The organism is Microbacterium sp. Beta (assembly GCF_005502545.1).
Lineage (GTDB): Bacteria > Actinomycetota > Actinomycetes > Actinomycetales > Microbacteriaceae > Microbacterium > Microbacterium oxydans.
Map to the genome: position 1 here is coordinate 40,989 of NZ_SCOG01000007.1, position 26,106 is coordinate 67,094.

The window sequence follows — 26,106 nt, forward strand, 5'->3', positions numbered from 1 at the left end:
CGCCGTCGTCGACGACCGCAGGTTCAGCGCTTACGGTCGTCGTCGTCCCAGGGGCCTTCCCACCAGCCGGCGCGGTCGTCGTCGCCGGGGCCGCGCCGACGGGAGCGGACGAACTGCACGATGAAGACCGTCAGCGTCGACAGCAGGATCACGAACATCACGAGGAACAGCAGGTCGCTCTGGTTCATGGGCGTCTCCCTTCCGCAGCGTCCGCCACGATCTTGGCGATGCGCGCCGCCCGGGTCTCCGGTCTCTTGGCCATCGCGATGTGGGTGAGTCCGAACTTCTTCACCGACTTCGGGAATGCGTCCCAGTTCGCGCGCGCGACGGGCAGAGCATCGAGCGCGGTGGTGAGTTCGTCCGGCTCGATACCCGCCTCCGGTCCGTCGAGCACGGTCCACGAGCCGTTGGCCTTCGCCGTCTCCAGCGCTCGGATGCCGGCGGGTGCGAGCATTCCTGCCGCTTCCAGTTCGGCGATGCGCGCCTTGTTGGTGGCCGCCCACCCGCTGCCGGGACGCCGCGGCGAGAACCACTGCCCGTTGGCGCGGTCGTCCGTCCCGTCGCCGAACACGCGCACGGGGCCGTCGATCCATCCGAAGCAGAGCGCCTGACGGACGGCATCCTCGTAGCCGACGCCGTCCGACGCCCCGCGCACGCTCAGCAGCCAGACCCCCGCCGTGCGCTCGTGATTCTCCTCGAGCCAGGCGCGCCACGCCGCCGCATCAGCGGCCCGGAACCGTTCCCCCTCGTCCAGCGCGCCCACGGGCTACTTCTTCGTCTTGCCCGGCTTCACCGTCGTGATCGTCTCGGTGATCCGCGGCAGCAGGTCGGCCACCGACTGCACGATCTCGTCGGGGCGGAACGGGTACTTCTCGATCTCGGCCTGGTCGCTGATCCCGGTGAGCACCAGCACGGTGTGCAGGCCCGCCTCGATGCCGGCGACGACGTCGGTGTCCATGCGGTCGCCGATCATGCCCGTTCGCTTCGAGTGCGCGCCGATCTTGTTCAGCGCCGAGCGGAACATCATGGGGTTCGGCTTGCCGACGACGTAGGGCTCCTTGCCCGTGGCCTTCGTGATGAGGGCGGCGATGGCTCCGGTGGCCGGCAGTGGACCGTCGGTGCTCGGGCCCGTGGCGTCGGGGTTCGTCACGATGAAGCGTGCGCCGCCGATGATGAGCCGGATCGCCTTCGTGATCGCCTCGAAGGAGTAGTTGCGCGTCTCGCCGACCACCACGAAGTCCGGGTTCGTCTCGGTCATGATGAAGCCGGCGTCGTGCAGGGCGGTGAGGATGCCGGCCTCGCCGATCACGAAGGCCGAGCCGCCGGGGAGCTGCTGCTTCAGGAAGTCGGCTGTCGCGAGCGCCGAGGTCCAGATGCGCTCCTCCGGCACATGCAGACCACTGATGCGCAGGCGTGCGGACAGGTCGCGTGCGGTGAAGATCGAGTTGTTGGTGAGCACCAGGTACGGGATGCCGGCGCTCTCCCATCCGGCGAGCAGTTCGGATGCTCCGGGGATGGCGTCGTTCTCATGGACGAGCACGCCGTCCATGTCGGTGAGCCAGCATTCGATGTCGTCACGTTTTGCCATGTGCACAGCCTAGGGGCCGCACCTTTCCGGCGTCAGGCCGTGAGCCAGATCGCGTCGGCGGCGTGCGCGACCTCGGCCTCCGCGCCACCGACGGAGAAGCCGCCGTCGGTCACCTCGACCTCGACGCCCACGGCGATCCCGGCAGCTTCGACGGCGCGGAGCACCTCGGGGTCCTGGTCGCTCACCCGCAGCACGCGGCCGACGTGTCCGACCGGGGCATCGGCGAGCAGCACGAACGGAGCGCGTTCGATGCGGCCCTCGGCGTCCGGGATCGCGTCGCCGTGCGGGTCGAAGCGGGGGCGTCCCAGGCGCGCATCGATGCCCTCCAGCAGCCGGTCGCTGATGGTGTGCTCGAGCACCTCGGCCTCGTCGTGCACCTCGTCCCAGCCGTAGTCGAACTCCTGCACCAGCCAGGTCTCGACCAGGCGGTGCCGACGCACCATGGCCAGCGCGCGCTTCGTCCCTGCCTCGGTCAATCGCACCGCTCCGTAGGGCACGTGCGAGACGAGTCCGGCGGCGGCGAGCTTCTTCACCATCTCGGTGACCGACGACGGCGCGATACCGAGCTTCGCGGCCAGCACCGAGGGGGTGATCGGTGCGTCCTGCCACTCGGTATGCGCGTAGACGGTCTTCAGATAGTCGTCAGCTGCAGGGGATGCCACCCGCCCAGCCTACGTGGTGCTCTCGCGCGCCCATGCGGTGAGTCCGTGGATGAGCGCCCGCACCCCGATCTCGAACGTGCGGCGGGCGGGGTCGGTGCTGAGCCGGGCCCTGGCGGCCTCGGCCTCGGCGAAGGTCGGGAACTGCGGGGCGAGCTCTCCCGGTGCCATGTTATCGGCGGGGGCGAGGGCGTCCAGCGCGGAGCCGATGATGAACGACTCCAGTGCCACGATGGCGTCCACGATGGTCTCGGTGGGCCACCCGTCGTGCGCGAGCAGGCGTGCGATCTGGTCGTAGTCGGCGAACGAGCCTTCGTCGGCATCGATCGGCGAGGTGGCGAGCATCACCATGGCCTCCGGTGCGGCGATCGCGGCGTCGCGGTAGCTGTGCGCCCAGGTGAGCAGTGCGTCCTCGACGGGCAGCTCGTGGAGGACGGGGGAGACGAGCGCACGGCTGACCTGCCCGCGCATGGCCCGGATCACGGCGTCCCGGTTGGCGAAGTGGTGATAGAGCGCGGAGGTGCGCACACCGAGAGATTCCGCGAGTGCGGTCATGGTGAACTGTCGCGGCGTGCGCTGGGCGCTCAGCCGGAACGCGGCCTTGAGGATGCGCTCCTCGGTGAGCACCTGGGTCGACGGCCGCCCGACGCTGCGCGGAGATTTCGTCATCGTGCTCGATTCTGCTCAGGTGTCTGGTATTTTATTGAAACTCTTTCAATACTGAACTCTTCAACGGACGAAGGCACAGTCATGACCGGTTTCGACGCCGACACCATTGTCACCGGCGCACGCGTGGTGACGATGGACCCGCGCCGCCCGTTCGCCACAGCCTTCGCTGTGCGCGAAGGGCGCTTCCTCGCGGTCGGGGACGATGCGCTGGTCCGAGAGCTGCGCGGACCTCGCACGCGCGTACGCGATCTCGGTGGAGCGGCCGTCACGCCTGGCCTCATCGACGCGCACCTGCATCCGATCCAGGGGATCGAGCTGACGGCGGGCATCGACCTCGGCGGTCTGACCACCGGGGCGGCGCTGCTCGCCGCCCTTCGCGTCGAGGCCGACCGCGCGCTCGCCGAAGATGCGGACCCGTGGGTGCGCGGCTGGAATCTCGACTACGACGTGTTCCACGACCTGCCGATGACCGCCGCCGCGATCGAGGACGCGGTGCGCGGACTCCCGGCGCTGCTCATCGTGTTCGACGGGCACACCGCTCTCGCCAGCCGCGCCGGCCTGGCCCGGGCGGGCATCACCGGCGCACGCGCGTTCGAGGATTCGTCGTGCGTGGTCGTCGATGCCGACGGCCACCCCACAGGGGAGCTGCGCGAACTCGGCGCCTACGAGCCGGTACGTCTGAGCGCGCCCGCCCGGACCCGTGAGCAGAGCCTTGCCATCGGGCACGACCTGCTGCGCGGACTGCGCGACTCCGGACTCACCGGCGGCACGATCATGGACGGCGGCTTCGCCACGCTCGATCTGCTCGATGCTCTGGAGCAGGGTCCGGGTCTTCCCGTCCGCATCGTCTCGGCGATCGACCACGAGCCCGGCTTCGACGAGGAACGGACGATCGAGAACCTGCGGATGCGGGACCGACGCGGCGAGCGCTGGCGGGGCGGATCGGTCAAGCTCTACGCCGACGGCGTGGTCGAGACGGGGACCGCCTGGCTGCACGCGCCCGATTCCGCCGGCGAGGGACTGGAGCCGTTCTGGAAGGACGTGGCCGCGTACGGCCGCACCGTGCGCCGATACACCGAGGCCGGGTTCCAGGTCGCGACGCACGCGATCGGCGACCGGGCGGTGGGCGAGGTCGTCGACGCGTACCTCGCGGCCGGCGTACGCAGCGCTTCCGGCGCCCCGCATCGTATCGAGCACCTCGAGACGACGACCGACCGCGATGTCGCTCGCATCGCCGCCGCCGGGATCACCGCCTCGATGCAGCCCCTGCACATGCAGTGGCGCAAGGCGGACGGCTCGGACGACTGGTCGCACCGGCTCGGACCCGAGCGTGCCGCGCGCGCGTGGCGGGTGCGCGACTACTGGGATGCGGGAGCCCCTCTCGCCCTCGGGTCGGACTGGCCCATCGCGCACAACGATGCTCGTATCGGCCTCGCATGGTCGATGCTGCGCCGGCGGCCCGGTGACCCTGATGCGCCCGTGTTCGAGCCCGACCAGGTGCTCACCCCGTACCAGGCGCTGCACGGCTACACCGTGGGCGCCGCCCTGGCTCAGGGAGATGCCGACCTCGGCCGCATCGCCCCCGGGTTCAAGGCCGACTACGCCGTGTGGGCGGAGAACCCGCTGCACGTCTCCCCGGACGACCTCCCCGACCTTCCCGTACAGGGGACGGTCGTCGGCGGCGTCGAGCCCTGACCCCGGCTCGCCGCCCCCTCGCGCCCGCATCCTCCACACTCCTTCACACTGAGGTGACCCCCATGCCCGAATTCGGCGCTCTCGCGCTCCTGCCCATCGTGGTGATCCTGATCGTCGCGGTCGCCACCAGACGCACCCTGTTCGCCCTCTTCTGCGGAACCGTCGCCGGGGCGCTGATCCTCGGCGGCTGGGGCGGCTTCGACGTCTGGGTCGAGTACACCGGCACAGCCCTCTCCAACGAGACGGCGCAGTGGCTGCTGCTGATCGTCGCGCTGTTCGGCATGCTGATGATGCTGTTCGAGAAGTCGGGCATCGTCACCGATTTCGCCGACTGGGCCGAGCGGTTCGTCACCTCCCGGCGCAAGTCGCTGGTGCTGACCTTCCTGCTCTCGATCGTGCTGTTCGTCGACGACTACCTCAACGTGCTCACCACCGGCACATCGATGAAGCGGGTCACCGACCGCTACCGGGTTCCGCGCACCCAGCTCGGCGCGATCATGAAGATGACGGCCGCGCCGATCGCCGTCCTCATCCCCGTCTCGACGTGGGCTCTGTTCTTCTCCGGGCTCTTCGAGGCGCAGGGGGTGACCGTCGGCGGCACCGGCTTCGGGGCGTACCTGCAGGCGATCCCGTTCATCTTCTTCGGCTGGGCAGCCCTGGCCGTCGCCCTCCTGATGAGCGTCGGCTGGCTGCCGAGGTTCGGCGCGATCAAGCGCGATGCGATCCGTGCCGAGCGCGATGGCGACGTCTTCCCGGTCGGCACGACCGACGAGGAGCGCAGGGCCGAGGGGGCGGCTCTCCTCGCCGAGCTGAAGGCGGACGACCCGGACGGCTCGACCGCGCAGCGGGTGGCGACAGCCCTCGCGACGTCGACCGAGACCGGGAGAAAGCCGCAGCCGTGGGGATTCCTGATCGCCATGGCCGTGCTCGTCGGAGTGACGATCGCGACGAACGCCAACGTGGTCGCCGGCACCGCCGCGTCTCTCGCGGTGACGATCGTGATCGTGCTCGTGCAGCGCCGACTCCGCATCCGCGGGGTGCTGGACGCCGCGCTCGAGGGCATCGAGAGCATGCTGTTCGTGATGGTGCTCACCGTGCTCGCGTTCATGGTGCAGGAGATGAACATCACCCTGCAGCTGGCGGAGTTCGTGATCCAGGTCACCGAGCCCGTGCTCACTCCGGCCCTACTGCCGGCGATCGTGTTCGCGGTGTGCGGCGTCTACGCCTACGCGACGGGATCGTTCTGGGACCTGGCCGCCGTCATCACCCCGGTCGTCCTCCCTCTCGCGATCGCGCTCGGAGCGGATCCGATCCTCGCGGGTGCCGCCGTGTTCTCCGGTGCGGCGCTCGGCAGCACCACGTGCCTGTACGGCGACGGCATCATCCTCGCGTCGCGGTCGATCGGCATCAAGCCGATCAATCTGATGCTCGCGATCCTGCCCTACGCGGGGATCGCGGCCGGATTGTCGTTCGTGCTCTACCTGGTGACGGGATTCGTCACGGCGTAGTGCCGTCAGCGCGGGTCAGTTCGCGACGGCGACCAGGATGCCGAACGCGGCCTGACCCGCGAAGAAAACGACGAGGAACCCGAGGAGCGCGGCGGCCAGAGACAGGCGGCCGTCGAAGTCCTCGATGTCGGCCATGCCGATCTTGCGTGCCCGGAACGCCAGCACGAGTGTGGCGATTCCGAGGGCGAGCTGCACCCACGGGCTCGCGAGGTCGATGACCTTCGGGAAAGCGATCAGCACGGCGCCGATCACGCCCGTCGCGAAGCCGGTCCAGGTGAGGATGCGGACGTTGCGGCGGGCGTTCTCGGCAGACATGTGTCGAGCCTATCCGGGCTCAGGCGCCCGTCAGCACCAGCCAGAGCAGGGCGCCGTTGAGCGCGATCAGGAGCACGGAGGCGATCACACCTGCCGCCGTCGTCCAGCGGCTGTTCACCCAGGAGCCGAGGGTGCGTCGCTGCGCGGTCAGGGCGACCAGGGGGATCAGTGCGAACGGGATCCCGAACGACAGCACCACCTGGCTGAGGACCAGCGCGAGCGTCGGGTCGAAGCCGATGCCGAGGATCACGAGCGCCGGGATCAACGTGACCAGTCGACGGGCGAGCAGGGGGATGCGCACATGCAGCAGGCCGTGCATGATCTCCGCCCCGGCGTAGGCGCCCACCGAGGTCGACGCCAGCCCTGAGGCGAGCAGACCCACGGCGAAGAATGTCGCCACGACCGGCCCGAGTCCGGCAGCGAGCGCGGCGTGCGCGCCCTCCAGGGAGTCGGTGCCCTCGACTCCCGCGAGGTTCGCGGCGGCGAGCAACAGGATGCACAGGTTCACGGAGCCGGCGACCACCATGGCGATCGACACGTCCCAGCGGGTGGCCGTGAGCAGGCGGCGGATGCGCGACGCCTCGGTGCGCACGGCCTCGTCGCCGATGTGGTCGGTCGCGGCGCCGAAGCGGTCGCGGGCCAGGGAGGAGTGCGCGTAGATCGCATGCGGCATGATCGTCGCGCCGAGGATGGAGGCGGCGAGCAGGACCGAGCCGGTGTCTTCGAACCGGGGCACCATGCCGCCGATGACGCCCGCCGGGTCGGGGGGCGCGACGAACACGCCTGCGACGAAGCCGATCGTGATGATCGCCATGAGCGCGATGATGACGAACTCGAACGGACGGGCACCGCGACGGCTCTGCACCGTGAGCAGGATCATCGAGACCGCGCCGGTGATGAGGCCGCCGAGCAGCAGCGGCACGTCGAACAGCAGGTTGAGGGCGACCGCGCCTCCGATGACCTCGGCCAGGTCGGTCGCCATCGCGACCAGCTCCGCCTGCAACCAGTATGCACGGCGGGCCCAGGGGCGCGTGAGCCGTGAGCCCAGCAGCTCCGGGAGGCTCTGCCCGGTGACGACCCCGAGCTTGGCCGACAGGTACTGGATCAGCCAGGCCATCACGTTGCCCGCGACCACGACCCACACCAGCAGGTAGCCGTACTGCGCCCCTGCGGTCATGTTGCTGGCGACGTTGCCGGGGTCCAGGTACGCGACGCCCGCGACGAGGGCAGGCCCGAGCAGCCACAGACTGCGCGGAGCCCTGGCCGGGGGAGCGGTCGGGTTCGTCATCGGAGCAGAAGCATTTTTAGGCACACCGAAACCGTAGCGTATTTTTCGGTGGGCCTAAATATCCCCGGACGTGTGGCGGCGCTAGCCTGGCGGGATGGATGACGCGAGCACAGGATCGATCGCCCAACCCGGGTACGGCGTGGGCCCGTGGCCCGGAGGCGAGACGGCCTGGCCGGAGGGCGAGCAGTACGACCCTGAGCTCCTGGCGGCGGGGGACACCCGCAACGTGATCGACCGCTACCGCTACTGGCGGATGGAGGCGATCGTCGCCGACCTCGACACCCGGCGGCATCCGTTCCACGTCGCGATCGAGAACTGGCAGCACGACATGAACATCGGGTCGATCGTGCGCAGCGCCAATGCGTTCCTCGCCGACACCGTGCACATCATCGGTCGCCGCCGCTGGAACAAGCGCGGTGCGATGGTCACCGACCGCTACCAGCACGTCGTGCACCACGAAGACGTCGAGACGTTCGCCGCCTGGGCTGTGGCCGAAGGAGTCCCGATCATCGCGGTCGACAACGTCCAGGGAGCGGTACCCGTCGACAAGGCCGATCTGCCGCAGCGCTGCGTGCTGCTGTTCGGGCAGGAGGGTCCCGGCCTCTCAGCCGAGGCGCTCGCCGCTGCGTCCGCCCACATCGAGATCACCCAGTACGGATCCACGCGCTCGATCAACGCCAGCGCCGCGGCCGCCGTGATCATGTACGAGTGGTGCCGGAGATACGCAGCCTGACCCCGGCTCGTGTGATCGGTCAGCCGCGGTCGATGCCGAAGATGTGGCGATAGATCGCGCTCACGTCGCGATCGAGATGATCCATGCGCTCATGCACCGCCCGGATCTCCGTGCGCACGCCGGTGAACTCGCTGCCCGTCTCGGTGCGCACACTCGCGAACTCGTTCCTCATCTCGGTGCGCACGCTCGCGAACTCGTTCCGCATCTCCGTGCGCACGCCCTCGAATCCGTTCTGCATCGTGCGCAGGAACATCGTCGAGATCAGTGTGATCGTGCCGAACATCCCCGCGGCGAAGACGCCGATCAGAGTCCATGCCTGTGGCTCCGTCATCCCCAACATCCCTTCAGTGTCCCTCGATCCTCGTCGGGGGCGCCAGGGGGCGGAGACCTAGTATTCCGCGGATTCCGGGCGTTGTGGAGAAGTCGTGATCGCCGGGTTCGGTGCAGTGTCAGGCTGTGGCGGAGAGCCAGCGCCCCGAGCGCACCCGCCAACCCAGAGTCCCGAGTCGCGCGAACAGGTACACGCCGAAGAAGGCGACCGCGAGCCACACGAGTCCCGCAGTGCCGTCGACCCCCGTCGCCGTGACGATCCACAGGGCGGGGAGGAACGGCACGAGGTTCAGGCCGCCGGCGATCGCGAGGTATCGGGCGTCGTTCGCGCCCATGAGCACCCCGTCGAGCACGAAGACCACACCGGCGATCGGCTGGGCGACGGCGAGCACGAGCAGCGCCGGTTGCACGAGGGAGGCGATCTCCGCTGATCCGGTGAAGACGATGCCGAGCACCCCCGACAGCGCGGCGATCAGCGCGCCGACGATCACGCCGAACCATGCGCCCCAAGCGACGGTGCGGGCCAGCACACGGTGCACCTGCTGCTCGTCTCCGGCTCCGAGTTCCTTGCCGATGAGCGCTTGCGCTGCGATCGCGAGGGCGTCGAGCGCGAACGCGGCGGCCGAGAAGATCGTGAAGACGATCTGCCATCCGGCCAGCTCGTCCGTGCCGATTCCGGTGGCGACGCCCACGGTCGCGAGCAGTGCGACGCGCAGGCTCACGGTGCGCAGGAACAGCCAGCCGCCCGATGTCGCGGTGCTGCGAAGACCCGCGCCCTGTGCGCGCAGCGAGGCGCTGTGCCGGGTGGCGAGACGACGGACGACCAGCACGTAGGCGGCGACCATCCCCCATTGCGCGGTCACGGTGCCGGCGGCGGAGCCCGCGATGCCCCAGCCGAGTCCGTAGATGAAGAGCCAGTTGAGCAGGGCGTTCGCGCCGAACCCGAGGCCCGCGATCCACAGCGGCGTCATGGTGTCCTGCATTCCGCGCAGGAGTCCGGTCGCGGCGAACACGATGAGCATGGCGGGAAGGCCCCACATCGAGATCACGAGGTACTCGTTCGCCTGGGCGGCCACGGCTTCGCTGGCACCGAACAGCGAGACCAGCCACGGCGAGGAGACCGCTCCGATGACCGCGAGCACGGCGCCGAGCCCGAGGGCCAGCCACATGCCGTTGACTCCCACCGAGACGGCCTCTCCCGGCTGCCCCGCTCCGAAGCGCCGGGCGACGGCCGGCGTCGTGGAGTAGGCGAGGAAGACCATGAGTCCCACGATCGTCTGGAGCACGGCTCCTGCGATGCCGAGCCCGGCGAGCGGTGTGGTCCCGAGGTGCCCGACGAGCGCGGCATCCACGATCAGGAACGCGGGCTCCGCGATCAGCGCGCCGAGAGCGGGGATAGCCAGCCTCAGGATCTCTCGGTTGAGGGAGGCGCGCGCGGTCATCCTCCGAGCCTATGACCTGGCGCCGACCTCGCCCGCTGCCATGGACGTAGGGTGAAGGAGACCCGGATGTCACGGAGGCGCATCATGACGGACCCCAGAGACGCGGCGGCGCGGTACCTCGCACGCAGGAGTGAGCGTGCGGACGCCGACGGGAGCGCGGACGGCGACGCGAGCGAGGAGTCGGGGGCCGCACCGGGATTCGCCGCTGCCGTCGATCCTGCGGCGTTCATCGAGACGGCGATCCAGGTGGCGATCCGTCGCGGAGAGTTCGACGATCTCCCCGGCGCGGGCAAGCCTCTCGAAGGGCTCGGGACCCACCATGATCCCGACTGGTGGATCCGCCGCAAGATCCAGACCGAGAACCTGACCGGTCTCGGGCCGCCCGCGATCCTGCTGCGCACCGAGGACAGGGAGTTGGACGACCAGCTCGACCTGCTCGGGCGCGAGTCCGATGTGCGCGACGTGCTGGAGGACTTCAACCGTCGCGTGCGGGAGGCGCGTCGCCAGCTTCAGGGCGGTCCGCCGGTCGTGACACCCCTCCGTGACGTGGATCACGAGGTGGCCGCCTGGGCCGAGCGCCGTGCCGCACGCCCGGCCCCCGCCCCTGCCGAGCAGCCGCGTCGCCGACGCTTCCGCGCGCGACGACGCGACTGACCCGGACGCCCGCCCCTCCGCGACGCGATCCGGTCCCCTCTCGGCACGTTCAGCCCTCCCGTCGCTTCAGCCCTCCCACAGGCCTGAAGTCGTCTCGGTGCCTTGTGCGCGACGCGCACGAAGCCATCCATCCATTCCGAGCCGTGCAGCGGCCCGGACGAGGAGCACGACGGCGGAGAGCATGACCATCGCCGGATACTGGGCGATCAGCTGATCGGCGCTCCAGTAGAGCATCAGTGTTCCGATCGACAGGAAGGCGGTGATCCTGGTCAGCAGGCCCGCGACCAGCAGCACGCCGAGGGCGACCTCGAGGGCGGGCATCACCACGCCGAACAGCTCGGGCGCCGTCCCCATGAACGACCCGAGCGGGGCGAAGAACCACGGCACCCGAGGGTTCCCCTCCGTGCTCTGTGCCACCAGCTCGATGTCGGCCGCCCCGAACCCCGCGCGGTACTTGAGGATGCCCTCGATCAGCCAGAGCACCCCGACCGCCACCCTGGCCCCGCCGCCGAGCAGCGAGAGGACCAGGGCGCGTGCCGGCCGCGCTCCGCTCATGAGAGCTCGGCTGCCCCGAACACGGCCTTCGCCTTGTCGCAGTGGATCACGACGTAGGAGTACTCGGACGTATCGATGCCGTCGAGGGCGAAGGTCTGCGTCGCGGTGTCGAACGAGACGGCATCCACGAGCATGCCGGCGGACACCGCGGCCTCGTCGGTGCCGTTCGTGAGGTAGACGTGCAGGTCGGGTCCCTCGTCGGACGAGAACCCGGACAGGGCGATCTCGTCGTCGGACACGGTCACGGTGCCCGAAACCTTCTTCTCGTTCAGACCCATGAAGGTGCCGGTCTTCTCGGACATCTTCATCTCGGTCGTCGAGGTACCGGAATCCGTACTCTGCGAGGCCGACGACGAGGGCTTGGTGTCCTCGGTGGCGGCGGGGGAGCTGCACGCCGCGAGGGCGAGAGCGAGGGTGACGGCCGCGGTGGCGGCGAAGGCGGTCTTGCGCATGAGGTTCTCCTGTTCACGGTGCGTGCGACTGTGTGTCCGGAGCGACGGAGGCCGCGGCGGATCGCACTTCGAAGAACGCTACGAACGCGCGGAGGGCGATAGGGGAGACCTTTCAGAACCGTAAGGAACCGCCCGACGGCGCTGAGCCCGCGACTAGTGTCGACCCCATGCAGCAGGAGACCCCCAGGGGGCAGGAGGCACGCGGGCAGCAGACGACCGAGGTGGTGGTCGTCGAGGACGACCCCACCGTCAGAGCGGCCGTCGGCGCGTACCTGCGGGCCAACGGCTACGAGGTGTCGAGTTTCGGAGACGGTGTCTCGGCGCGCACAGCCCTGCGCGAGAGGACGCCGGACGTGGTGATCGTCGACCGCATGCTGCCGGGGATCAGCGGGGACGAGCTCTGCCGCGACCTGCGCTCGTTCTCCGATGTGCCGATCATGATGCTGACCGCTCTCGGGCAGGTGGACGACCGCATCGAAGGGTTCGAGTTCGGCGTCGACGACTACCTTGCCAAGCCCTTCTCGCTGCGGGAGCTGTCGATGCGCGTCGGCGCCCTGGTCCGCCGCGCGCAGGCCGTCCAGGCCGCGGCGGGCGAGGTGCGCGCCGGAGTGTTCGCGATCGATCCGCTGCGTCGCCGTGTCTGGGTGCGTGGCGAGGAGATCGCCCTCACCGGCCGCGAGTACGATCTGCTGCTCTTCCTCGCGCGCAACGAGGGGCGAGCACTCGGGCGGGAGGAGCTCTTGCGCGAGGCGTGGGGGTGGAGCTTCGGCGAGGCATCGACCGTCACGGTGCATGTGCGCCGGCTCCGGGAGAAGATCGAACAGGATCCGCGCGACCCCGTCCACCTGCGCACGGAGTGGGGCGTCGGCTACCGGTTCTCGAGCGACGGGGATCGATCATGATCGTGCTCGCCGCACCCGATGTGCTGCTGATCGTGCTGACGTGCCTGCTGGCGGCCGTGGTCGTCGCGGCGCTCACCCTCGCCCTGTTGCGAATGCTCCGGCGCCGGTCGGTCCGTGCGCAGCTCATGCTGGTCGCCAGCGCAGGGGTCGTCACGATGGCGGCTTCGGTCGTCGCGATCGCGGTGGAGATGTACATCTCCACACACGACCTCACGGTGCTGCTCGCCGTGATCGGGGTGTCCCTCGTCCTGGGGCTGGCGACCGCCTGGGTCGCGGCGAGAGCGATGAGGGCGTCGTTCGACCGTTTCTCGGCATCGCTCGAGGAGATGGGCCGCGGCGGAGTGATCGTCGCGGGAGCCGGCGGATCCCGCGAACTGGACGGCCTGTCGATGCAGCTGGCCGAGGTCTCGGCGAAGGTGGATGCCGCCAACGCCGAGCTGGAGCGTCTCGATTCGGCCCGGCGGCGCTTCTTCGCCTGGATCTCTCACGACCTCCGCACTCCCCTGACGGCGGTGCGCGCGCTCGCCGAGTCGATCGAGGACGGGGCTGCCGACGCACCGGAGCGCTTCGCCGGGCAGGTGCGGGCGCAGGTGGAGACGATGAGCCGCATGGTCGACGAGCTGTTCGAGCTGTCGAAGCTGACATCCGGCGCCGTGCAGCTGCAGACGCAGCAGGTCGAGCTGCTCGATGTGGTCTCCGACGCGGTCGCCGACGTCGCGGTCGCGGCTGCCGCACACGACGTGCGCATCGTCGAGCGCGGGGTGGGTGGGCACGTGCTCTGGGCCGACCCGCATCAGCTCGGGCGCATCATCGTCAATCTGCTGACGAACGCGATCCGGCACGCGCCACGCGGCACGGAGATCGTCATCTCCGCCACCGAGGCGGACCGGAACAGACTCGTGCTCGGCATCCTCGATCACGGAGCCGGAGTGGCGGTGGAAGACCTCGACCGCATGTTCGACGTGGGCTGGCGCGAGGACGCCGCCCGCACCTCGGCCGGCGATCAGGGCGGTGTCGCCTCCGGAGCGGGGCTCGGACTGTCGATCGCCCGCGGCCTCGCCCGTGCCCACGGCGGCGAGGTGTTCGCCGAGCGCACCGACGAGGGATTCCGCATGAACGTGCTCCTGCCGTTCGGGGGAGGCGGGTCATAGGCTGGAGCGCATGACTGACGTTCTTCCCGTGGGCCTCGCCCTTGATGAGTTCAGCTCCGACATCCGCCCCCAGGACGACCTGTACCGCCACGTGAACGGCGCCTGGCTCGCCCGTACCGAGATCCCGGGCGACAAGGCGCGCTGGGGCTCGTTCCACCTTCTCGCCGAGCAGGCGGAGAAGGATGTGCGCGCCATCATCGAGGAGTCGCAGGACGCCGCGGAAGGCACGCTCGCCCGCAAGATCGGCGACCTGTTCGCGAGCTTCATGGACACCGAGCGCATCGACGCCGCCGGGGTCGCCCCGCTCGCGGAGACCCTCTCCGAGATCGACGCGATCGACGACGTCCCGGCATTCCTGCGCACGGTGGGCGCCTACGACCGCGACGGCCGCGCCTCGATCATCGGTCGCTACGTCGACGGCGACCCCGGCGACCCCGAGCGCTACCTCCCCGTGCTCGTGCAGGCGGGTCTGTCGCTTCCCGACGAGAGCTACTTCCGGCTCGACACCTTCGCCGACACGAGGACCGCGTACCGCGCGCACCTCGAGCGTCTGCTGACCCTGGCCGGCGTGGGCGATGCCGCGGCGAACGCCGACCGCGCGATCGCTCTCGAGACCGAGTTGGCGGGCCACCACTGGGACAACGTGCGCAGCCGTGACGCCGTGGCGACGTACAACCTCAAGACCTGGGACGAGCTGCAGGCACTCGCGGGCGTCGACCTGGCTCCGTGGCGCGAGGCGGTCTCGCCGTCGAACCCCACCGCTTTCGACGAGGTCGTCGTCGCGCAGCCCAGCTTCTTCGAGGGGCTCGGTTCGCTGCTGACCCCCGAGCGGCTGGACGACTGGAAGGCCTGGCTGCGGGCGAAGGCCGTGCACGCCGCCGCCCCGTACCTGACCGACGACCTCGTGCAGGAGAACTTCTCGTTCTACGGCACCGAGCTCACCGGAGTGCCGACGATCCGGGAGCGCTGGAAGCGTGGCGTGTCGCTCACCGAGGGGGCGCTCGGCGAGGCCATCGGCAAGGTCTACGTCGAGCGGCACTACCCGCCGACGGCGAAGGCCGCCATGGACGAGCTGGTCGCGAACCTGATCGAGGCGTATCGGCGGAGCATCACCGACCTCGAGTGGATGACGGCCGAGACCCGCGAGCGCGCGCTCGCCAAGCTCGACTCGTTCACCCCGAAGATCGGGCATCCCGAGGTGTGGCGCGACTACTCCAGCCTCGAGATCGACAGGGGAGACCTGTTCGGCAACGTGCGCCGGGCGTCGATCTTCGAGCACGACCGCAACGTCGACAAGGTGGGCAAGCCCATCGATCGCGACGAGTGGCACATGCCGCCGCAGATGGTCAACGCGTACTACAACCCGTCGATGAACGAGATCGTCTTCCCCGCGGCCATCCTGCAGTACCCGTTCTTCGACGCAGGGCGTGATGCCGCGGCGAACTACGGCGGCATCGGCGCGGTCATCGGTCACGAGATCGGGCACGGCTTCGACGACCAGGGCAGCCGCTACGACGGCGATGGACGCCTGCAGGACTGGTGGACCGATGCCGACCGCTCGGCGTTCGAGGAGCGCACCAAGGCGCTCATCGCGCAGTACGACGCGCTCGTCCCGGAGGGCCTCGACGCCGAGCACCACGTGAACGGCGCGCTCACCATCGGCGAGAACATCGGCGACCTCGGCGGTCTCGGCATCGCGTTGAAAGCATACGAGCTGTCGCTGGACGGCCAGGAGGCCCCGGTCATCGACGGGTACACGGGGGTGCAGCGCCTGCTGCTGTCATGGGCGCAGGTGTGGCAGCAGAAGAGCCGTGACGCCGAGACGCTGCGCCTGCTCACGATCGACCCGCACTCGCCCAACGAGTTCCGCTGCAACCAGATCGTGCGCAACATCGACGCCTTCTACGAGGCGTTCGGCGTGACCGAGTCCGACGCGCTGTGGTTGCCTGCGCCGTCGCGTGTGACCATCTGGTGACAGATCGTCGCACTCTGTGAATCATCCCCCGGCGGTGGGGTTACGATAGCCCTGCCGCCGGGGATCGCCTTCCCGCGGTATCCCGCACATCCACCCCCCTAAGGATCAGCGTGGGCGCTCTCGAGCCTGGTGAAGGCTTCCGCAACTCCTCGGCCCCCGAGTCTCTCGACGGTGCCCAGGAGGCCTCGGGTGCTGGGCGCCGTTCGCAGCGCACCAGCCGCCGGCTTCCGCGCCGCGCGGCGGCGGGACGACGCTCGTTCACGGCCACGCTCCGTGCGCTGGAGGGGCTGGTCGATTCCGGAGCGCAGGTCTCGGTGCACGTGGTCGACCTCGACAACCATGTGCATGTGCTGGCCGGCGACGACCACGTGACGATGCCGATCGCCGGTCTCGGCGTGGTGCCGCTTTTGATCGAGGTCGCTGCGGGCTTCCAGAGCGGTGCTCTCGATCCGTTCGAGATCGTCGAGCGCGAGAGTGTCGACGCCGTGGAGACCTCGGGGCTGTGGCGGCATCTGCACGCGCCGGCGCTGCCCCTGGAAGACCTCGCGGTGATGGCGGCGACCGCGGGCGATCCGATCGCGGTGAACGCCCTGCTGCAGAGGGTGGGGCATGATCGCGTGCGTGAGCGCATCGAGTCGCTCGGACTGCGCCGCACGGCTCTGCTCGATCGCTTCCGCGACCGCCGCGGCCCCGACGACGCCCCGCAGGTGGCCGTGGGGTCGGCGCGCGAGCTCGCCGGGCTGTTCTCCGCCCTCGTGAACTCGCAGGTGGTCGATGTCGCCGTCAGTGCACAGGTGTCCGAGTGGCTCAGCCTCAACCAGGATCTGAGTCTGGTCGCGGCCTCCACCGGCCTCGACCCTTTCGCACACGATCACGATGCGCACGGCCTGCTGTTCGTGAACAAGACCGGGAGGGATCGCGGAGTGCGGGCCGAGGCGGGTGTGCTGGCCGGGCCTCGCGCCGGTGTCGCGTACTCGCTCATCGTGTGCTTCGACGACCTCTCGATCACCCACCGTCTGCGCGCGCACGACGCCTTCCGCGTGCTCGGCGTCGAACTCATGGAGTACACGCACTGACGTCGACGCGGGCGAGCTCACCCGCACCGCTAGCATCGGGGGATGCCTCGATCTGACTGGACCCCGCATCGCCGCGACGACGGCGAGCTGCTCGGGTGGATCCATCCCGAGGGTGAGGGCTGGGTGGCGGTCGACGTGCTCGGACGCCCCGCGTCGGTTCCCACCGAATGGCTCGACGCCGAAGCGGCACTCGAAGAGCACGGCATCGCCTGGCTCGCCGACCCCTGGATGCTCGAGGGCGAGGCGCTGTCGGACGGCGAGGCCGACCGTCCGCTCCGGGTGCGCATCCTCGAGGTGACCCCCGACGAAGACGGTTCGCCCGGTCGAATCGTCGTGAAGATCGACGACTTCGGCGACATGACGCGTCCGGCTGCTGCGCAGTTCGTCCTGGCATGGCCGATCCCGGACCGCCTCCGCCCGCCGCGCGCCGACGACCCCGACCCCCGCACGATCGCCGGCTGACGCCGACGCGTCTCAGCCCGGCAGCGAGGGGCGCTGCTCGGAGCTCCGCTGCTTCGGGATGAACAGCGACAGCACCACCGCGATGATGCCGGCGGCGATGGCGAGCCAGAAGCACACCTCGAAGGCAGCGCGTGTCGGGACGGCGACTCCGCCGACGTCGACGCTCATCGCGGCGAGGACACCGCCCATCACCGCCGAGGCGCTGGATGTGCCGACCGATCGGAACAGGGCGTTCAGTCCGTTGGAGGCTCCGGTCTCGTTCGCCGGGACCGAGCGCATGATGATCATCGGCATGGCCGCGAACGTGAACCCGATGCCCACTCCGATGAAGATGTTGGCCACGAAGATGTGCCACACCTCGGAAGACCACAGCAGCACGAAGACATAGGCGAGCACGATCGCGCCGGCACCGACCGTGAACAGCGGACGCGGTCCGACGGTGCGCTCGAGCCAGCCGGAGAGGGGCGAGATGACCATCATCACGAGACCGGCCGGCATGATCACGAGGGAGGCGGCGAGCATGTCGAGACCGAACCCCGCACCGCCGATCGTCGGCATCTCGAGCAGCTGTGGGAACGTGACGTTCGAGGCGAAGAGCGCGAAACCCATCCCGATCGCGGCGATGTTCGTGAACAGCACCGCGGGGCGGGCGGCGACACGCAGGTCGAGCAGCGGATCCTTCGTGCGCAGCTGATACCGGCCCCACACCAGCAGCACCACGAGTCCGCCGATGATGCAGGTGAGCGTCAGGGGAGACGTCCATCCCCATTGCGCACCCCGCGAGACGAAGAGCAGGATGCCCGTGAGGCCGATCGCGAGTCCGATGGCTCCGATCACGTCGAGCCGCCCGGGAGAGCGCAGCACATCTTCGGGGATCACCGCCAGCACCAGGGCGAGGCCGACGACACCGAGTGCCGCGGCGAGCCAGAAGAGCATGTGCCAGTCGGCGTTCTGGGCGAGGAGCGCGGCCACCGGCATCCCGATCGCGCCGCCGACGCCCATCGTGGCGCTCATGAGGGCGACCGCGGTGCCCAGCCGTTCGGGAGGGAGCACATCGCGCATGATCGCGATGCCGAGCGGGACGACCCCGGTCACCGCACCCTGCAGCGCGCGGCCGATGATCACGCCGACGATCGAGCCGGAGACGGCGGCGATCACGGACCCCAGGATCAGGATCGCGAGCAGGGCGATCACGACTCGACGCTTGCCGTACATGTCGCCGAGCCGGCCGGAGATCGGAGTGGCGACCGCGGCGACGAGCAGCGTGATCGTCACGACCCAGGTGGTGTCCTCCCGGGAGGCGTTCAGCAGCTGGGGCAGCTCGGCCTGCAACGGCACGACCAGCGTGAACATGAACGACGAGCAGAGCCCCGCGAAGGCGAGGACCGCGACGATCGCCCAACGGGGAGGAGTGCGGGAGAGACGCTTCCTCGCTCTGTCATCGCTCGCACCCACCGGCTCAGGCTATCGCCGAATCCTCGTGCCGGATTCCTCGAACGGGCCGAGGAGGGGCAGACTGGGTGCGTGCGAACCATCCGTGATCTCGACACCGTTGAACTCATCCTCGACGCCCAGGGCCTGCTCGACTCCATCAGGGGTCCGCAGCGCGTGGTGGATGCCGGAACCCTGCGCGCCCTGCAGCAGTCGGGCAACTACGTCGTCGGCTTCTTCGACGGCGAGGGCGAAGACGAGCGCATGGTCGGCGCGTCCATCGCCTTCTTCGGCGAGCCGGCCCGACGTGCGATGCACTCCCACATCACCGCCCTGCTGCCCGAGTACCGCGGGCGTGGCTGGGGCCGCGAGCTCAAGGAGCATCAGCGACAGTGGGCGTTCTCCCGCGACGTCGGCCGCATCACGTGGGTGTTCGATCCGCTGGTGGCGCGCAATGCGCACTTCTTCTTCACGGTGCTGGGTGCCCGTGCCACCGGATACTCGGTCAACCGCTACGGCATCTTCGGCGGCGGTGACGCGGGCGACGAGAGCGACCGACTCGACGTCGAATGGGCACTCGCCGACATCGCCAAGCCCCCGGCCGACGACGCGGTCGTGGAGACCCTCCAGATCCCGGCCGACATCGAGGCGCTGCGCGTCTCCGATCCTGCGGCCGCCCACGAGTGGCGCCTGCGCCTGCGTGCGCAGATGGAGGGCCTGCTCGGCAGCGGCCTCCGGATCGCCGGGTACGACACCGAACGCGGCTACCTCTTCACGGCGTGATGCGGGATGCGCGGGGTGCTCAGCGCACCCCGCGCATCAGCTTCAGCACAGGCTTCACGCTGAGCAGCAGTCCGATGCCGACGACGATCGCGATGCCGCCGAGGATCGAGAAGAACGGCACCTCGTCGTCGGGGTTGTAGAACCGCACGAGCTCGCCCGAGATCGCCGTGCCGAGCGCGATCGACAGGAAGAACAGCGCGACCATCTGGGTGCGGAAGACGGTCGGTGCAAGCTTGGTGGCCGCCGACAGACCGACGGGGGAGATGAGCAGCTCCGCCACGGTGAACACGAAGAGGATCCCGACGATCGCGAGCAGCGGTGTGGAGTTCTCCCCGCCACCGGCGAACGGCAGGAAGAGCAGGAACGCCGACCCCATGATGATCGCCGCCAGGGCGAACTTGACCGGCGTCGAGGGCTGACGCTTCCCCAGACGGGTCCAGATCGCCGCGAAGACGCCGGACAGGATGATGATGAAGACCGGGTTGATCGACTGCACCCACGACACGGGCATCTCCCAGCCGAACAGGTTCCGGTCCAGGCGCTGGTCGGAGTAGATCGTCAGCACCGTGAACTGCTGCTGGTACAGCGACCAGAACGCGACGCTGGTGATGAAGAGCGGCAGGAAGGCCCACACGCGCGAGCGTTCGGTGGCGTCGATCCGACGGCTGCCGAGGATCACCGAGAAGTAGGCGACGGCGGCGACGATCGTGACGCCGATAACCAGGGCGGCCAGGTTGTCCGGGCGGATCACCCCGGTCAGCACCAGGACGGCGATGACCACCACCGCGGCCCCGGCGATGACTCCGACCAGGAGGTACCGGGACTTCGGGAGCGGATTCGGCACCTCACGCGCTGAGGCGGGGAGCGACTTGCGGCCGAACGAGTACTGGATGAGTCCCAGCGTCATGCCGATGGCCGCGAGGCCGAAGCCGTAGTGGAAGCCCAGCGACGACTGCAGGATGCCGGTGAGGATCGGGCCCAGGAACGCGCCGAGGTTGATCCCGAGGTAGAAGAGCGAGAAGCCGGCGTCGCGTCGAGGATCGTCTTCGCTGTAGAGAGTGCCGACGACGGACGACGCATTCGCCTTGAGTCCACCGGATCCGACGGCAACGAGCACGAGACCGACGCCCACACCGACCGCGCCGGGGAGCAGCGCGAGGGCGAGGTGTCCCGCGACGATGACCATCGCGCTGACGAACAGCACCCGCTCGGCGCCGAAGAGGCGATCCGCGAGCCAGGCTCCCAGGATCGTCGACAGGTAGACCGATCCTCCATAGGCGCCAACGATGCCGCCGGCTACGGCCTTGGGGATGCCGAGGCCGCCCTCGGTCACCTCGAAGTACAGGTAGATGAGCAGGATGCCCTGCATGCCGTAGAAGCTGAAGCGCTCCCACATCTCGACGCCGAAGATGTGCACCAGTGCCCACGGCTGCCCGAAGAAGCGGGTGTCGTCGTCGCGGGTCCGCGGTGTTCGCGCTGCAGTGCTCATCCCCAGGACGCTACTCCGGCGCAGCCGCGGAGGCCAGGGAGCGCGCGGGAACGACGGATAGAATGGGATGCCCGTGTTCGCGGGTTCTCCTCCCGCATCCGACCATTGGAGCCACCATGGCAGAACAGTCCCGCCTCGACAAGGTCATCGCCCTCGCCCGCCACCGCGGGTTCGTGTTCCAAGCGGGTGAGATCTACGGCGGTTCCCGGTCGGCCTGGGACTACGGCCCCCTGGGCACGGAGCTCAAGGAGAACATCCGCCGTCAGTGGTGGCAGACCTTCGTGCGCGGTCGCGGCGACATGGTGGGCCTGGACTCCAGCATCATCCTCCCCAAGCGCGTGTGGGAGGCGTCGGGCCACGTCGCGACCTTCACCGACCCGCTGGTCGAGTGCCTGCAGTGCCACAAGCGCTTCCGTGCCGACAACCTCATCGAGGACTTCGAGGCGCGCAAGGGCCGCAAGGCCGAGAACGGCCTGGCCGACATCCCCTGCCCGAACTGCGGCACCAAGGGGCAGTACACCGAGCCGAAGGCCTTCTCCGGTCTGGTGAAGACGTATCTCGGCGTGGTCGACGACGAGTCCGGCCTCTACTACCTGCGCCCCGAGACCGCGCAGGGCATCTTCGTGAACTTCTCGAACGTGCTCACCGCGAGCCGCAAGAAGCCTCCGTTCGGCATCGGCCAGGTCGGCAAGGCCTTCCGCAACGAGATCACTCCCGGCAACTTCATCTTCCGCACGCGCGAGTTCGAGCAGATGGAGATCGAGTTCTTCACGCCGCCGGCTGAGGCCCAGGAGTGGTTCGAGCACTGGGTCGAGGCCTGCTGGAACTGGTTCATCGACCTCGGCATCGATCCGGAGAACATGCGTCAGTTCGACGTGCCGGAAGACGACCGCGCGCACTACTCGGCCGGCACGATCGACGTCGAGTACAAGTTCGGCTTCGCGGGCAAGGAGTGGGGCGAGCTCATGGGCGTCGCCAACCGCACCGACTACGACCTCTCCAGCCACAGCGAGGCATCCGGCCAGAGCCTGACGTACTTCGACCAGGCCACGGGCGAGCGCTACACCCCGTACGTGATCGAGCCGTCGTTCGGCCTCACCCGCGCGATGATGGCCTTCCTGGTCGACGCCTACGTGGAGGAGCAGGTGCCCAACGCCAAGGGCGGCACCGACGTGCGCACCGTGCTCAAGCTCGACCCGCGTCTCGCACCGGTCAAGGCCGCGGTGCTGCCGCTGTCGCGCAACGAGAAGCTGTCGCCGCTCGCCCGCGAGGTCGCCGACACGCTCCGCAGCTCGTGGGCCGTCGACTTCGACGACGCGGGTGCCATCGGCCGCCGCTACCGTCGCCAGGACGAGATCGGCACCCCGTTCTGCGTCACGGTCGACTTCGACTCTCTCGACGACCGTGCGGTCACCGTGCGCGACCGCGACACCATGGCGCAGGAGCGCGTCTCGATCGACGAGCTGCACGCCTACCTCGCGGAGCGTCTGCGCGGCGCCTGAGCGCTCTCACCTCTCTCTCTCGCCCTTCGCCGAGACCCATCCCCACCGCCGAGACCCATCGTGATCGGAGCACGTAGGAGTGGGTCTCGAAGGGGAGGGTGGGTCTCGATCCCGTCATGATCCCCGTCATGATCCCCGCACGGCGCGCGCGTAGCGCTCGGAGAGGAGCTGCAGGCGGGGGAGCAGCTCAGGCGGACTCTCGACCGTGAAATCCATCATCAGCATCCCGATGTAGGCGGCGATGGTGTCGAGGCTGTCGGCACCGGTGACGAGGATGCAGTGCTCGTCGTCGACGGGTTCGACCACCCCGACCGCGGCGTGGATGCGGTCGAGCACGGCCTCCGCCGGCGCGTCGATGCGCAGTCGGGCGTGCACGATCCACCCGCTCACCGCGATGGTCCGCATCGCGAAGGCCGTGTAGTCGCCACCCGGGAGCGGTCGCGCGTCGAAGCGGCGGTGCGTCGGCATCCGCAGGTCCATCCAGTCGACCCGGTACGTTCCCCACTCGTCGGCGTCGGGGTCGCGTGCCACGAGGTACCAGCGCCGCACCCAGGTGAGCAGCCGATACGGCTCGACCAGCCGGGGAGCCCCCTCGTAGTCGAAGCGCAGCCACTCCTGGTCGCGGATGGCGCGCGCGATGGCCTGCAGCGACGCGGCGTCGACTTCGGGGTCGGGCGCGTCGGTGTCGTTGTTCTCCGGGGCGCGGTCGACGCTGGAGCGGAGCGCGTCGACGGTGGGGCGCAGGTGCGACGGCAGCACCTGCTCCAGCTTGGCGAGCGCTCTCGCCCCCGACTCTTCGACCCCCGCGATGCCGGCGGCGGCGCGGAGTCCGACCGTGACCGCCACGGCCTCCTCATCGTCGAGGAGGAGCGGAGGGAGGGTGCCGCCCGCCCCGAGACGATATCCGCCGACGGATCCGCGCGTGGCATCGACGGGATACCCGAGTTCGCGCAGTCTCTCGATGTCGTGCCGTACGGTGCGCGAGGAGACACCGAGTCGGACGGCGAGGTCGGTGCCGGAACGCCCGGGGCTGGTCTGCAACAGGGCCAGCAGCGCGAGCAGTCGAGCGGTCGGATCGGCCATCGGAACTCCTCGAAAAGTCGTGCATCCATTAGGAACGAATCCAACCTAATGCGCTCCTATCTTCGAGCTATGGACAACACGACGCTCAGCTTCCGCCCCTTCACCGTCTCGGTCTCCGCTGCCGAGGTCGCCGATCTTCAGGATCGCCTCGCCCGCACCCGCCTTCCGCAGCCCTCGCCGACGGACGACTGGGATGCGGGCACCCCCAACTCCTACCTGCGTGAAGCCGTCGCCGCCTGGCGCGACTTCGACTGGGCAGCCGCTCAGGAGCGGATCAACGCCGTCCCGCACTTCACCACCGAGATCGACGGCCAGACGATCCATTTCCTCCACGTGCGTTCGGCTCACGAAGGTGCGACCCCACTGCTGCTCGCCCACACCTACCCCGGCTCCTCGATCGACTACCTCGACCTGATCGATCGGCTGGTCGATCCCGTGGCGCACGGCGGCCGTGCCGAGGACGCGTTCGACCTCGTGATCCCGGATGCACCGGGCTACGGGTTCTCGCAGCCTCTGGCGTCGGCGGGGTGGACGACGGCGCGGGTCGCGGAGGCGTACGACCGTCTCATGCGCGGTCTCGGTTACGAGAGCTACGGCATCCACGGTTCCGACAACGGCGCCATGGTGGCTCGAGAGCTGGGCCTTCGGGAGCCCGAGGGCTTCCTCGGACTGCACGTGCTGCAGCTGTTCTCGTTCCCCTCGGGTGACCCTGCAGAGTTCGAGAAGCTCGAGCCTGCGGACTACGCCGGCCTGGAGCACATGCAGTGGTTCCAGTCGGTGGGCGGGTACAACACGATGAACTCGTCGCGTCCGCAGACCGTGTCGGTGGGGATCAGCGATTCCCCGGTGGGGCTGCTGGCCTACAGCGAGCTGTTCAACTCGTTCGGCAACGGTACGTCCCTGGTGCCGCTGGAGAAGATCCTGCTCGAAGTCAGCGTGAACTGGTTCGCCAACGCGGCATCGGGCATGAGCCGCAGCTACCTCGAGAACGCCAGGGCGGACGCCGCTGCTGCTGCCGAGGGCGTAGAGCCGCAGATCAACGCCGCGCGCACCGGGGTCGCGGTGTTCGCTGACGACTTCCAGACGATCCGGGTGTTCGCCGAGCGCGACAACTCGAACATCGTGCACTGGAGCCGCTTCGACGAGGGCGGGCACTTCGCCGCCCTGGAGCGCCCCGACCTGCTGGCCGGCGACATCCGCGCGTTCTTCGCCCCGCAGCACTGACTCCTGTCACGTCGGGCCAGACCCACGCTCCTCGCCGAGACCCATCCGCGCAAACGCTGTTGCGGATGGGTCTCGGCGCGCAGCATGGGTCTCGAACCTCGCGAGCACGCGAGCACGCGCGTGGCGCGACTCTTCGCCCGGACTCAGCCCGTGACCGTGAGGCGCACGCCCTCGCTGCCGCCGGCCTCGACCCAGGCCAGCGAGCGCTCCAGGATGCCGCGCAGCACGTCCAGGTCGACCTGCTCCAGGTCTTTGATGTACAGGCAGCCGACACCGGTCGTGTGGGGGCCGAGTTCCGCCAGAGCTTCGGTGTGCGCGTCCACTCCGTCGAACAGGTAGATCGTCGTCGCGGCCTTGCGCGGGGCGAAGCCGAGCAGCCCGCTGTCGCCCTCCGTGCCGGTGGGGTAGCGGTAGTGGCAGGAGCCGAATCCGATGATGGTGCCCCAGGTCTGCGGCTCGCGACCGGTGATCTCCTGCATGAGCGCGGTCAGCGTCTCGGCGTCCCTGCGGCGCACTGCGGGGGAGGCGCGGGCGATGAGCCCGGCTACGTCATCCCCCGTCGGCTTCACTTCGTGGCCTTCGCCGCCGCCTTCATGGCCTTCTTGTGCTCGCGCACCTTGGCGAGGGAGTCGGGCGAGACGATGTCGGCCACGCTGCGGTACGACCCGTCCTCGCCATAGGGGGCTGATGCCTCGCGCCAGCCCTCGCCGGTGAAGCCGTACTGCTTGCCGAGGAGGGCGAGGAAGATCTTGGCCTTCTGCTCTCCGAACCCGGGGAGTGCCTTGAGCCGCTTGAGCACCTCGGGTCCCGACGGGTCGCCCTGGGTCCACAGCGCGGCCGCGTCGCCGCCCCAGTCGTCGACCAGGGTCTGGCACAGCGTCTGAACGCGCGTCGCCATCGACCCGGGGAACCGGTGCACGGCGGGAGTCTGCTTGAAGGCCTCGAGGAACTCGTCCGGCGCCATGCCGGCGATGGTGGCGGCATCAGCCGCTCCGGTGCGCTGCTCGATCTTGAGCGGACCGGCGAACGCGGTCTCCATCGGCACCTGCTGGTCGAGCAGCATCCCCACCAGCAGAGCCAGCGGGTTGTCGGTCAGCAGCTCGTCGGCGGCGGTGTCTCCGGTGATGTGAAGGGCCATGC

General features: G+C 69.3%; 28 protein-coding genes. 12 read left to right on the forward strand and 16 right to left on the reverse strand.

All coding sequences use genetic code 11. The annotated features are described in order from the left end of the window. Positions 1-23: 23 nt before the first annotated feature. From FFS56_RS20510 to FFS56_RS09055, 5 genes are read right to left on the reverse strand one after another with little or no spacing between them, the layout of a single operon-like run. Complete coding sequence (locus FFS56_RS20510; protein ID WP_164734122.1) at positions 24-188, reverse strand: hypothetical protein; 165 nt, start codon at positions 186-188, stop codon at positions 24-26. Then, positions 185-763, reverse strand: a complete 579-nt coding sequence (locus FFS56_RS09040; RefSeq protein ID WP_046747459.1) for a YdeI/OmpD-associated family protein — start codon at positions 761-763, stop codon at positions 185-187. The genes FFS56_RS20510 and FFS56_RS09040 overlap by 4 nt, the downstream gene beginning before the upstream one ends. A 3-nt stretch (positions 764-766) precedes the next feature. Then, a complete protein-coding gene (locus FFS56_RS09045; protein ID WP_046747460.1) occupies positions 767-1,588 on the reverse strand; it encodes an HAD-IIA family hydrolase in 822 nt (273 codons plus the stop codon). Positions 1,589-1,620: 32 nt separating this feature from the next. Next, positions 1,621-2,250, reverse strand: coding sequence for a metal-dependent transcriptional regulator (locus FFS56_RS09050; RefSeq protein WP_046747461.1), 630 nt, complete (start codon positions 2,248-2,250; stop codon positions 1,621-1,623). Between the two features lie 9 nt (positions 2,251-2,259). Further along, the gene (locus FFS56_RS09055) at positions 2,260-2,916 is read right to left on the reverse strand and encodes a TetR/AcrR family transcriptional regulator (RefSeq protein WP_046747462.1); all 657 of its coding nucleotides are present in this window, start codon (positions 2,914-2,916) and stop codon (positions 2,260-2,262) included. An 81-nt stretch (positions 2,917-2,997) separates the two neighbouring features. Here FFS56_RS09055 and FFS56_RS09060 point away from each other — a divergent pair, with 81 nt between their 5' ends. Next, complete coding sequence (locus tag FFS56_RS09060; RefSeq protein WP_127012741.1) at positions 2,998-4,611, forward strand: amidohydrolase; 1,614 nt, start codon at positions 2,998-3,000, stop codon at positions 4,609-4,611. Between the two features lie 62 nt (positions 4,612-4,673). Further along, complete coding sequence (locus FFS56_RS09065) at positions 4,674-6,119, forward strand: Na+/H+ antiporter NhaC family protein (protein ID WP_046747464.1); 1,446 nt, start codon at positions 4,674-4,676, stop codon at positions 6,117-6,119. Positions 6,120-6,134: 15 nt separating this feature from the next. On the opposite strand, the gene FFS56_RS09070 is transcribed toward FFS56_RS09065, so the two are convergent. Further along, on the reverse strand, positions 6,135-6,434 hold the full coding sequence (locus tag FFS56_RS09070; RefSeq protein WP_046747465.1) for a hypothetical protein: 300 nt from the start codon (positions 6,432-6,434) through the stop codon (positions 6,135-6,137). A 19-nt stretch (positions 6,435-6,453) separates the two neighbouring features. Further along, positions 6,454-7,722: an Nramp family divalent metal transporter gene (locus FFS56_RS09075; RefSeq protein ID WP_046747466.1), complete on the reverse strand. Its 1,269-nt coding sequence runs from the start codon at positions 7,720-7,722 to the stop codon at positions 6,454-6,456. 94 nt (positions 7,723-7,816) lie between these two features. On the opposite strand from FFS56_RS09075, the gene FFS56_RS09080 reads away from it, so the two are divergent. Next, the gene (locus FFS56_RS09080; RefSeq protein ID WP_127012740.1) at positions 7,817-8,455 is read left to right on the forward strand and encodes a TrmH family RNA methyltransferase; all 639 of its coding nucleotides are present in this window, start codon (positions 7,817-7,819) and stop codon (positions 8,453-8,455) included. 19 nt (positions 8,456-8,474) lie between these two features. On the opposite strand, the gene FFS56_RS09085 is transcribed toward FFS56_RS09080, so the two are convergent. Both FFS56_RS09085 and FFS56_RS09090 read right to left on the reverse strand, forming a co-directional pair. Further along, entirely contained in the window at positions 8,475-8,786 is a 312-nt protein-coding gene (locus FFS56_RS09085; protein ID WP_127012739.1) for a hypothetical protein, read from the reverse strand. A gap of 118 nt (positions 8,787-8,904) precedes the next feature. Continuing rightward, the gene (locus FFS56_RS09090; protein WP_046747469.1) at positions 8,905-10,227 is read right to left on the reverse strand and encodes an MATE family efflux transporter; all 1,323 of its coding nucleotides are present in this window, start codon (positions 10,225-10,227) and stop codon (positions 8,905-8,907) included. An 84-nt stretch (positions 10,228-10,311) separates the two neighbouring features. Between FFS56_RS09090 and FFS56_RS09095 the strand changes: the two genes are divergently transcribed. Beyond that, positions 10,312-10,881 (forward strand): DUF1992 domain-containing protein, encoded by a 570-nt coding sequence (locus FFS56_RS09095; protein ID WP_061017836.1) that lies wholly within the window; start codon positions 10,312-10,314, stop codon positions 10,879-10,881. Between the two features lie 66 nt (positions 10,882-10,947). On the opposite strand, the gene FFS56_RS09100 is transcribed toward FFS56_RS09095, so the two are convergent. Then, positions 10,948-11,436 (reverse strand): DoxX family membrane protein, encoded by a 489-nt coding sequence (locus tag FFS56_RS09100; RefSeq protein ID WP_127012738.1) that lies wholly within the window; start codon positions 11,434-11,436, stop codon positions 10,948-10,950. Next, positions 11,433-11,888, reverse strand: a complete 456-nt coding sequence (locus FFS56_RS09105) for a DM13 domain-containing protein (protein ID WP_046747472.1) — start codon at positions 11,886-11,888, stop codon at positions 11,433-11,435. Before FFS56_RS09105 ends, FFS56_RS09100 begins: the two co-directional genes overlap by 4 nt. Positions 11,889-12,055: 167 nt before the next feature. Here FFS56_RS09105 and FFS56_RS09110 point away from each other — a divergent pair, with 167 nt between their 5' ends. The 5 genes from FFS56_RS09110 (at position 12,056) to FFS56_RS09130 (ending at position 17,454) form a co-directional block, all read left to right on the forward strand. Then, positions 12,056-12,790, forward strand: coding sequence for a response regulator transcription factor (locus FFS56_RS09110; protein WP_127012737.1), 735 nt, complete (start codon positions 12,056-12,058; stop codon positions 12,788-12,790). After that, the gene (locus FFS56_RS09115) at positions 12,787-13,941 is read left to right on the forward strand and encodes a HAMP domain-containing sensor histidine kinase (RefSeq protein WP_082738548.1); all 1,155 of its coding nucleotides are present in this window, start codon (positions 12,787-12,789) and stop codon (positions 13,939-13,941) included. Before FFS56_RS09110 ends, FFS56_RS09115 begins: the two co-directional genes overlap by 4 nt. A 10-nt stretch (positions 13,942-13,951) precedes the next feature. Next, positions 13,952-15,916: a M13-type metalloendopeptidase gene (locus FFS56_RS09120; RefSeq protein ID WP_137772109.1), complete on the forward strand. Its 1,965-nt coding sequence runs from the start codon at positions 13,952-13,954 to the stop codon at positions 15,914-15,916. Positions 15,917-16,026: 110 nt separating this feature from the next. Then, complete coding sequence (locus tag FFS56_RS09125; protein WP_046747475.1) at positions 16,027-16,992, forward strand: serine hydrolase; 966 nt, start codon at positions 16,027-16,029, stop codon at positions 16,990-16,992. 42 nt (positions 16,993-17,034) lie between these two features. Continuing rightward, positions 17,035-17,454 carry a hypothetical protein gene (locus FFS56_RS09130; protein WP_046747476.1) on the forward strand — a complete coding sequence of 140 codons (420 nt, stop codon included), beginning with the start codon at positions 17,035-17,037 and terminating at the stop codon, positions 17,452-17,454. A 12-nt stretch (positions 17,455-17,466) separates the two neighbouring features. On the opposite strand, the gene FFS56_RS09135 is transcribed toward FFS56_RS09130, so the two are convergent. After that, positions 17,467-18,909 carry an MFS transporter gene (locus FFS56_RS09135; protein WP_127012736.1) on the reverse strand — a complete coding sequence of 481 codons (1,443 nt, stop codon included), beginning with the start codon at positions 18,907-18,909 and terminating at the stop codon, positions 17,467-17,469. A 69-nt stretch (positions 18,910-18,978) separates the two neighbouring features. On the opposite strand from FFS56_RS09135, the gene FFS56_RS09140 reads away from it, so the two are divergent. Then, positions 18,979-19,668 carry a GNAT family N-acetyltransferase gene (locus FFS56_RS09140; protein WP_046747477.1) on the forward strand — a complete coding sequence of 230 codons (690 nt, stop codon included), beginning with the start codon at positions 18,979-18,981 and terminating at the stop codon, positions 19,666-19,668. Between the two features lie 19 nt (positions 19,669-19,687). Here the strand turns inward: FFS56_RS09140 and FFS56_RS09145 are convergent, their stop codons facing one another. Next, complete coding sequence (locus FFS56_RS09145; protein ID WP_046747478.1) at positions 19,688-21,157, reverse strand: oligopeptide:H+ symporter; 1,470 nt, start codon at positions 21,155-21,157, stop codon at positions 19,688-19,690. 116 nt (positions 21,158-21,273) lie between these two features. Between FFS56_RS09145 and FFS56_RS09150 the strand changes: the two genes are divergently transcribed. Beyond that, the gene (locus FFS56_RS09150; RefSeq protein ID WP_046747479.1) at positions 21,274-22,659 is read left to right on the forward strand and encodes a glycine--tRNA ligase; all 1,386 of its coding nucleotides are present in this window, start codon (positions 21,274-21,276) and stop codon (positions 22,657-22,659) included. Positions 22,660-22,785: 126 nt separating this feature from the next. On the opposite strand, the gene FFS56_RS09155 is transcribed toward FFS56_RS09150, so the two are convergent. Then, on the reverse strand, positions 22,786-23,742 hold the full coding sequence (locus tag FFS56_RS09155) for a WYL domain-containing protein (RefSeq protein ID WP_127012735.1): 957 nt from the start codon (positions 23,740-23,742) through the stop codon (positions 22,786-22,788). Between the two features lie 69 nt (positions 23,743-23,811). Between FFS56_RS09155 and FFS56_RS09160 the strand changes: the two genes are divergently transcribed. Beyond that, positions 23,812-24,966: an epoxide hydrolase family protein gene (locus FFS56_RS09160; protein WP_127012734.1), complete on the forward strand. Its 1,155-nt coding sequence runs from the start codon at positions 23,812-23,814 to the stop codon at positions 24,964-24,966. A 143-nt stretch (positions 24,967-25,109) separates the two neighbouring features. Here the strand turns inward: FFS56_RS09160 and FFS56_RS09165 are convergent, their stop codons facing one another. Together FFS56_RS09165 and FFS56_RS09170 are read right to left on the reverse strand one after the other, a co-directional pair. After that, positions 25,110-25,535: a DUF1801 domain-containing protein gene (locus tag FFS56_RS09165; protein WP_046747482.1), complete on the reverse strand. Its 426-nt coding sequence runs from the start codon at positions 25,533-25,535 to the stop codon at positions 25,110-25,112. Then, positions 25,532-26,104, reverse strand: a complete 573-nt coding sequence (locus FFS56_RS09170) for an HhH-GPD-type base excision DNA repair protein (protein ID WP_046747483.1) — start codon at positions 26,102-26,104, stop codon at positions 25,532-25,534. Before FFS56_RS09170 ends, FFS56_RS09165 begins: the two co-directional genes overlap by 4 nt. Between the last annotated feature and the right edge of the window lie 2 nt (positions 26,105-26,106).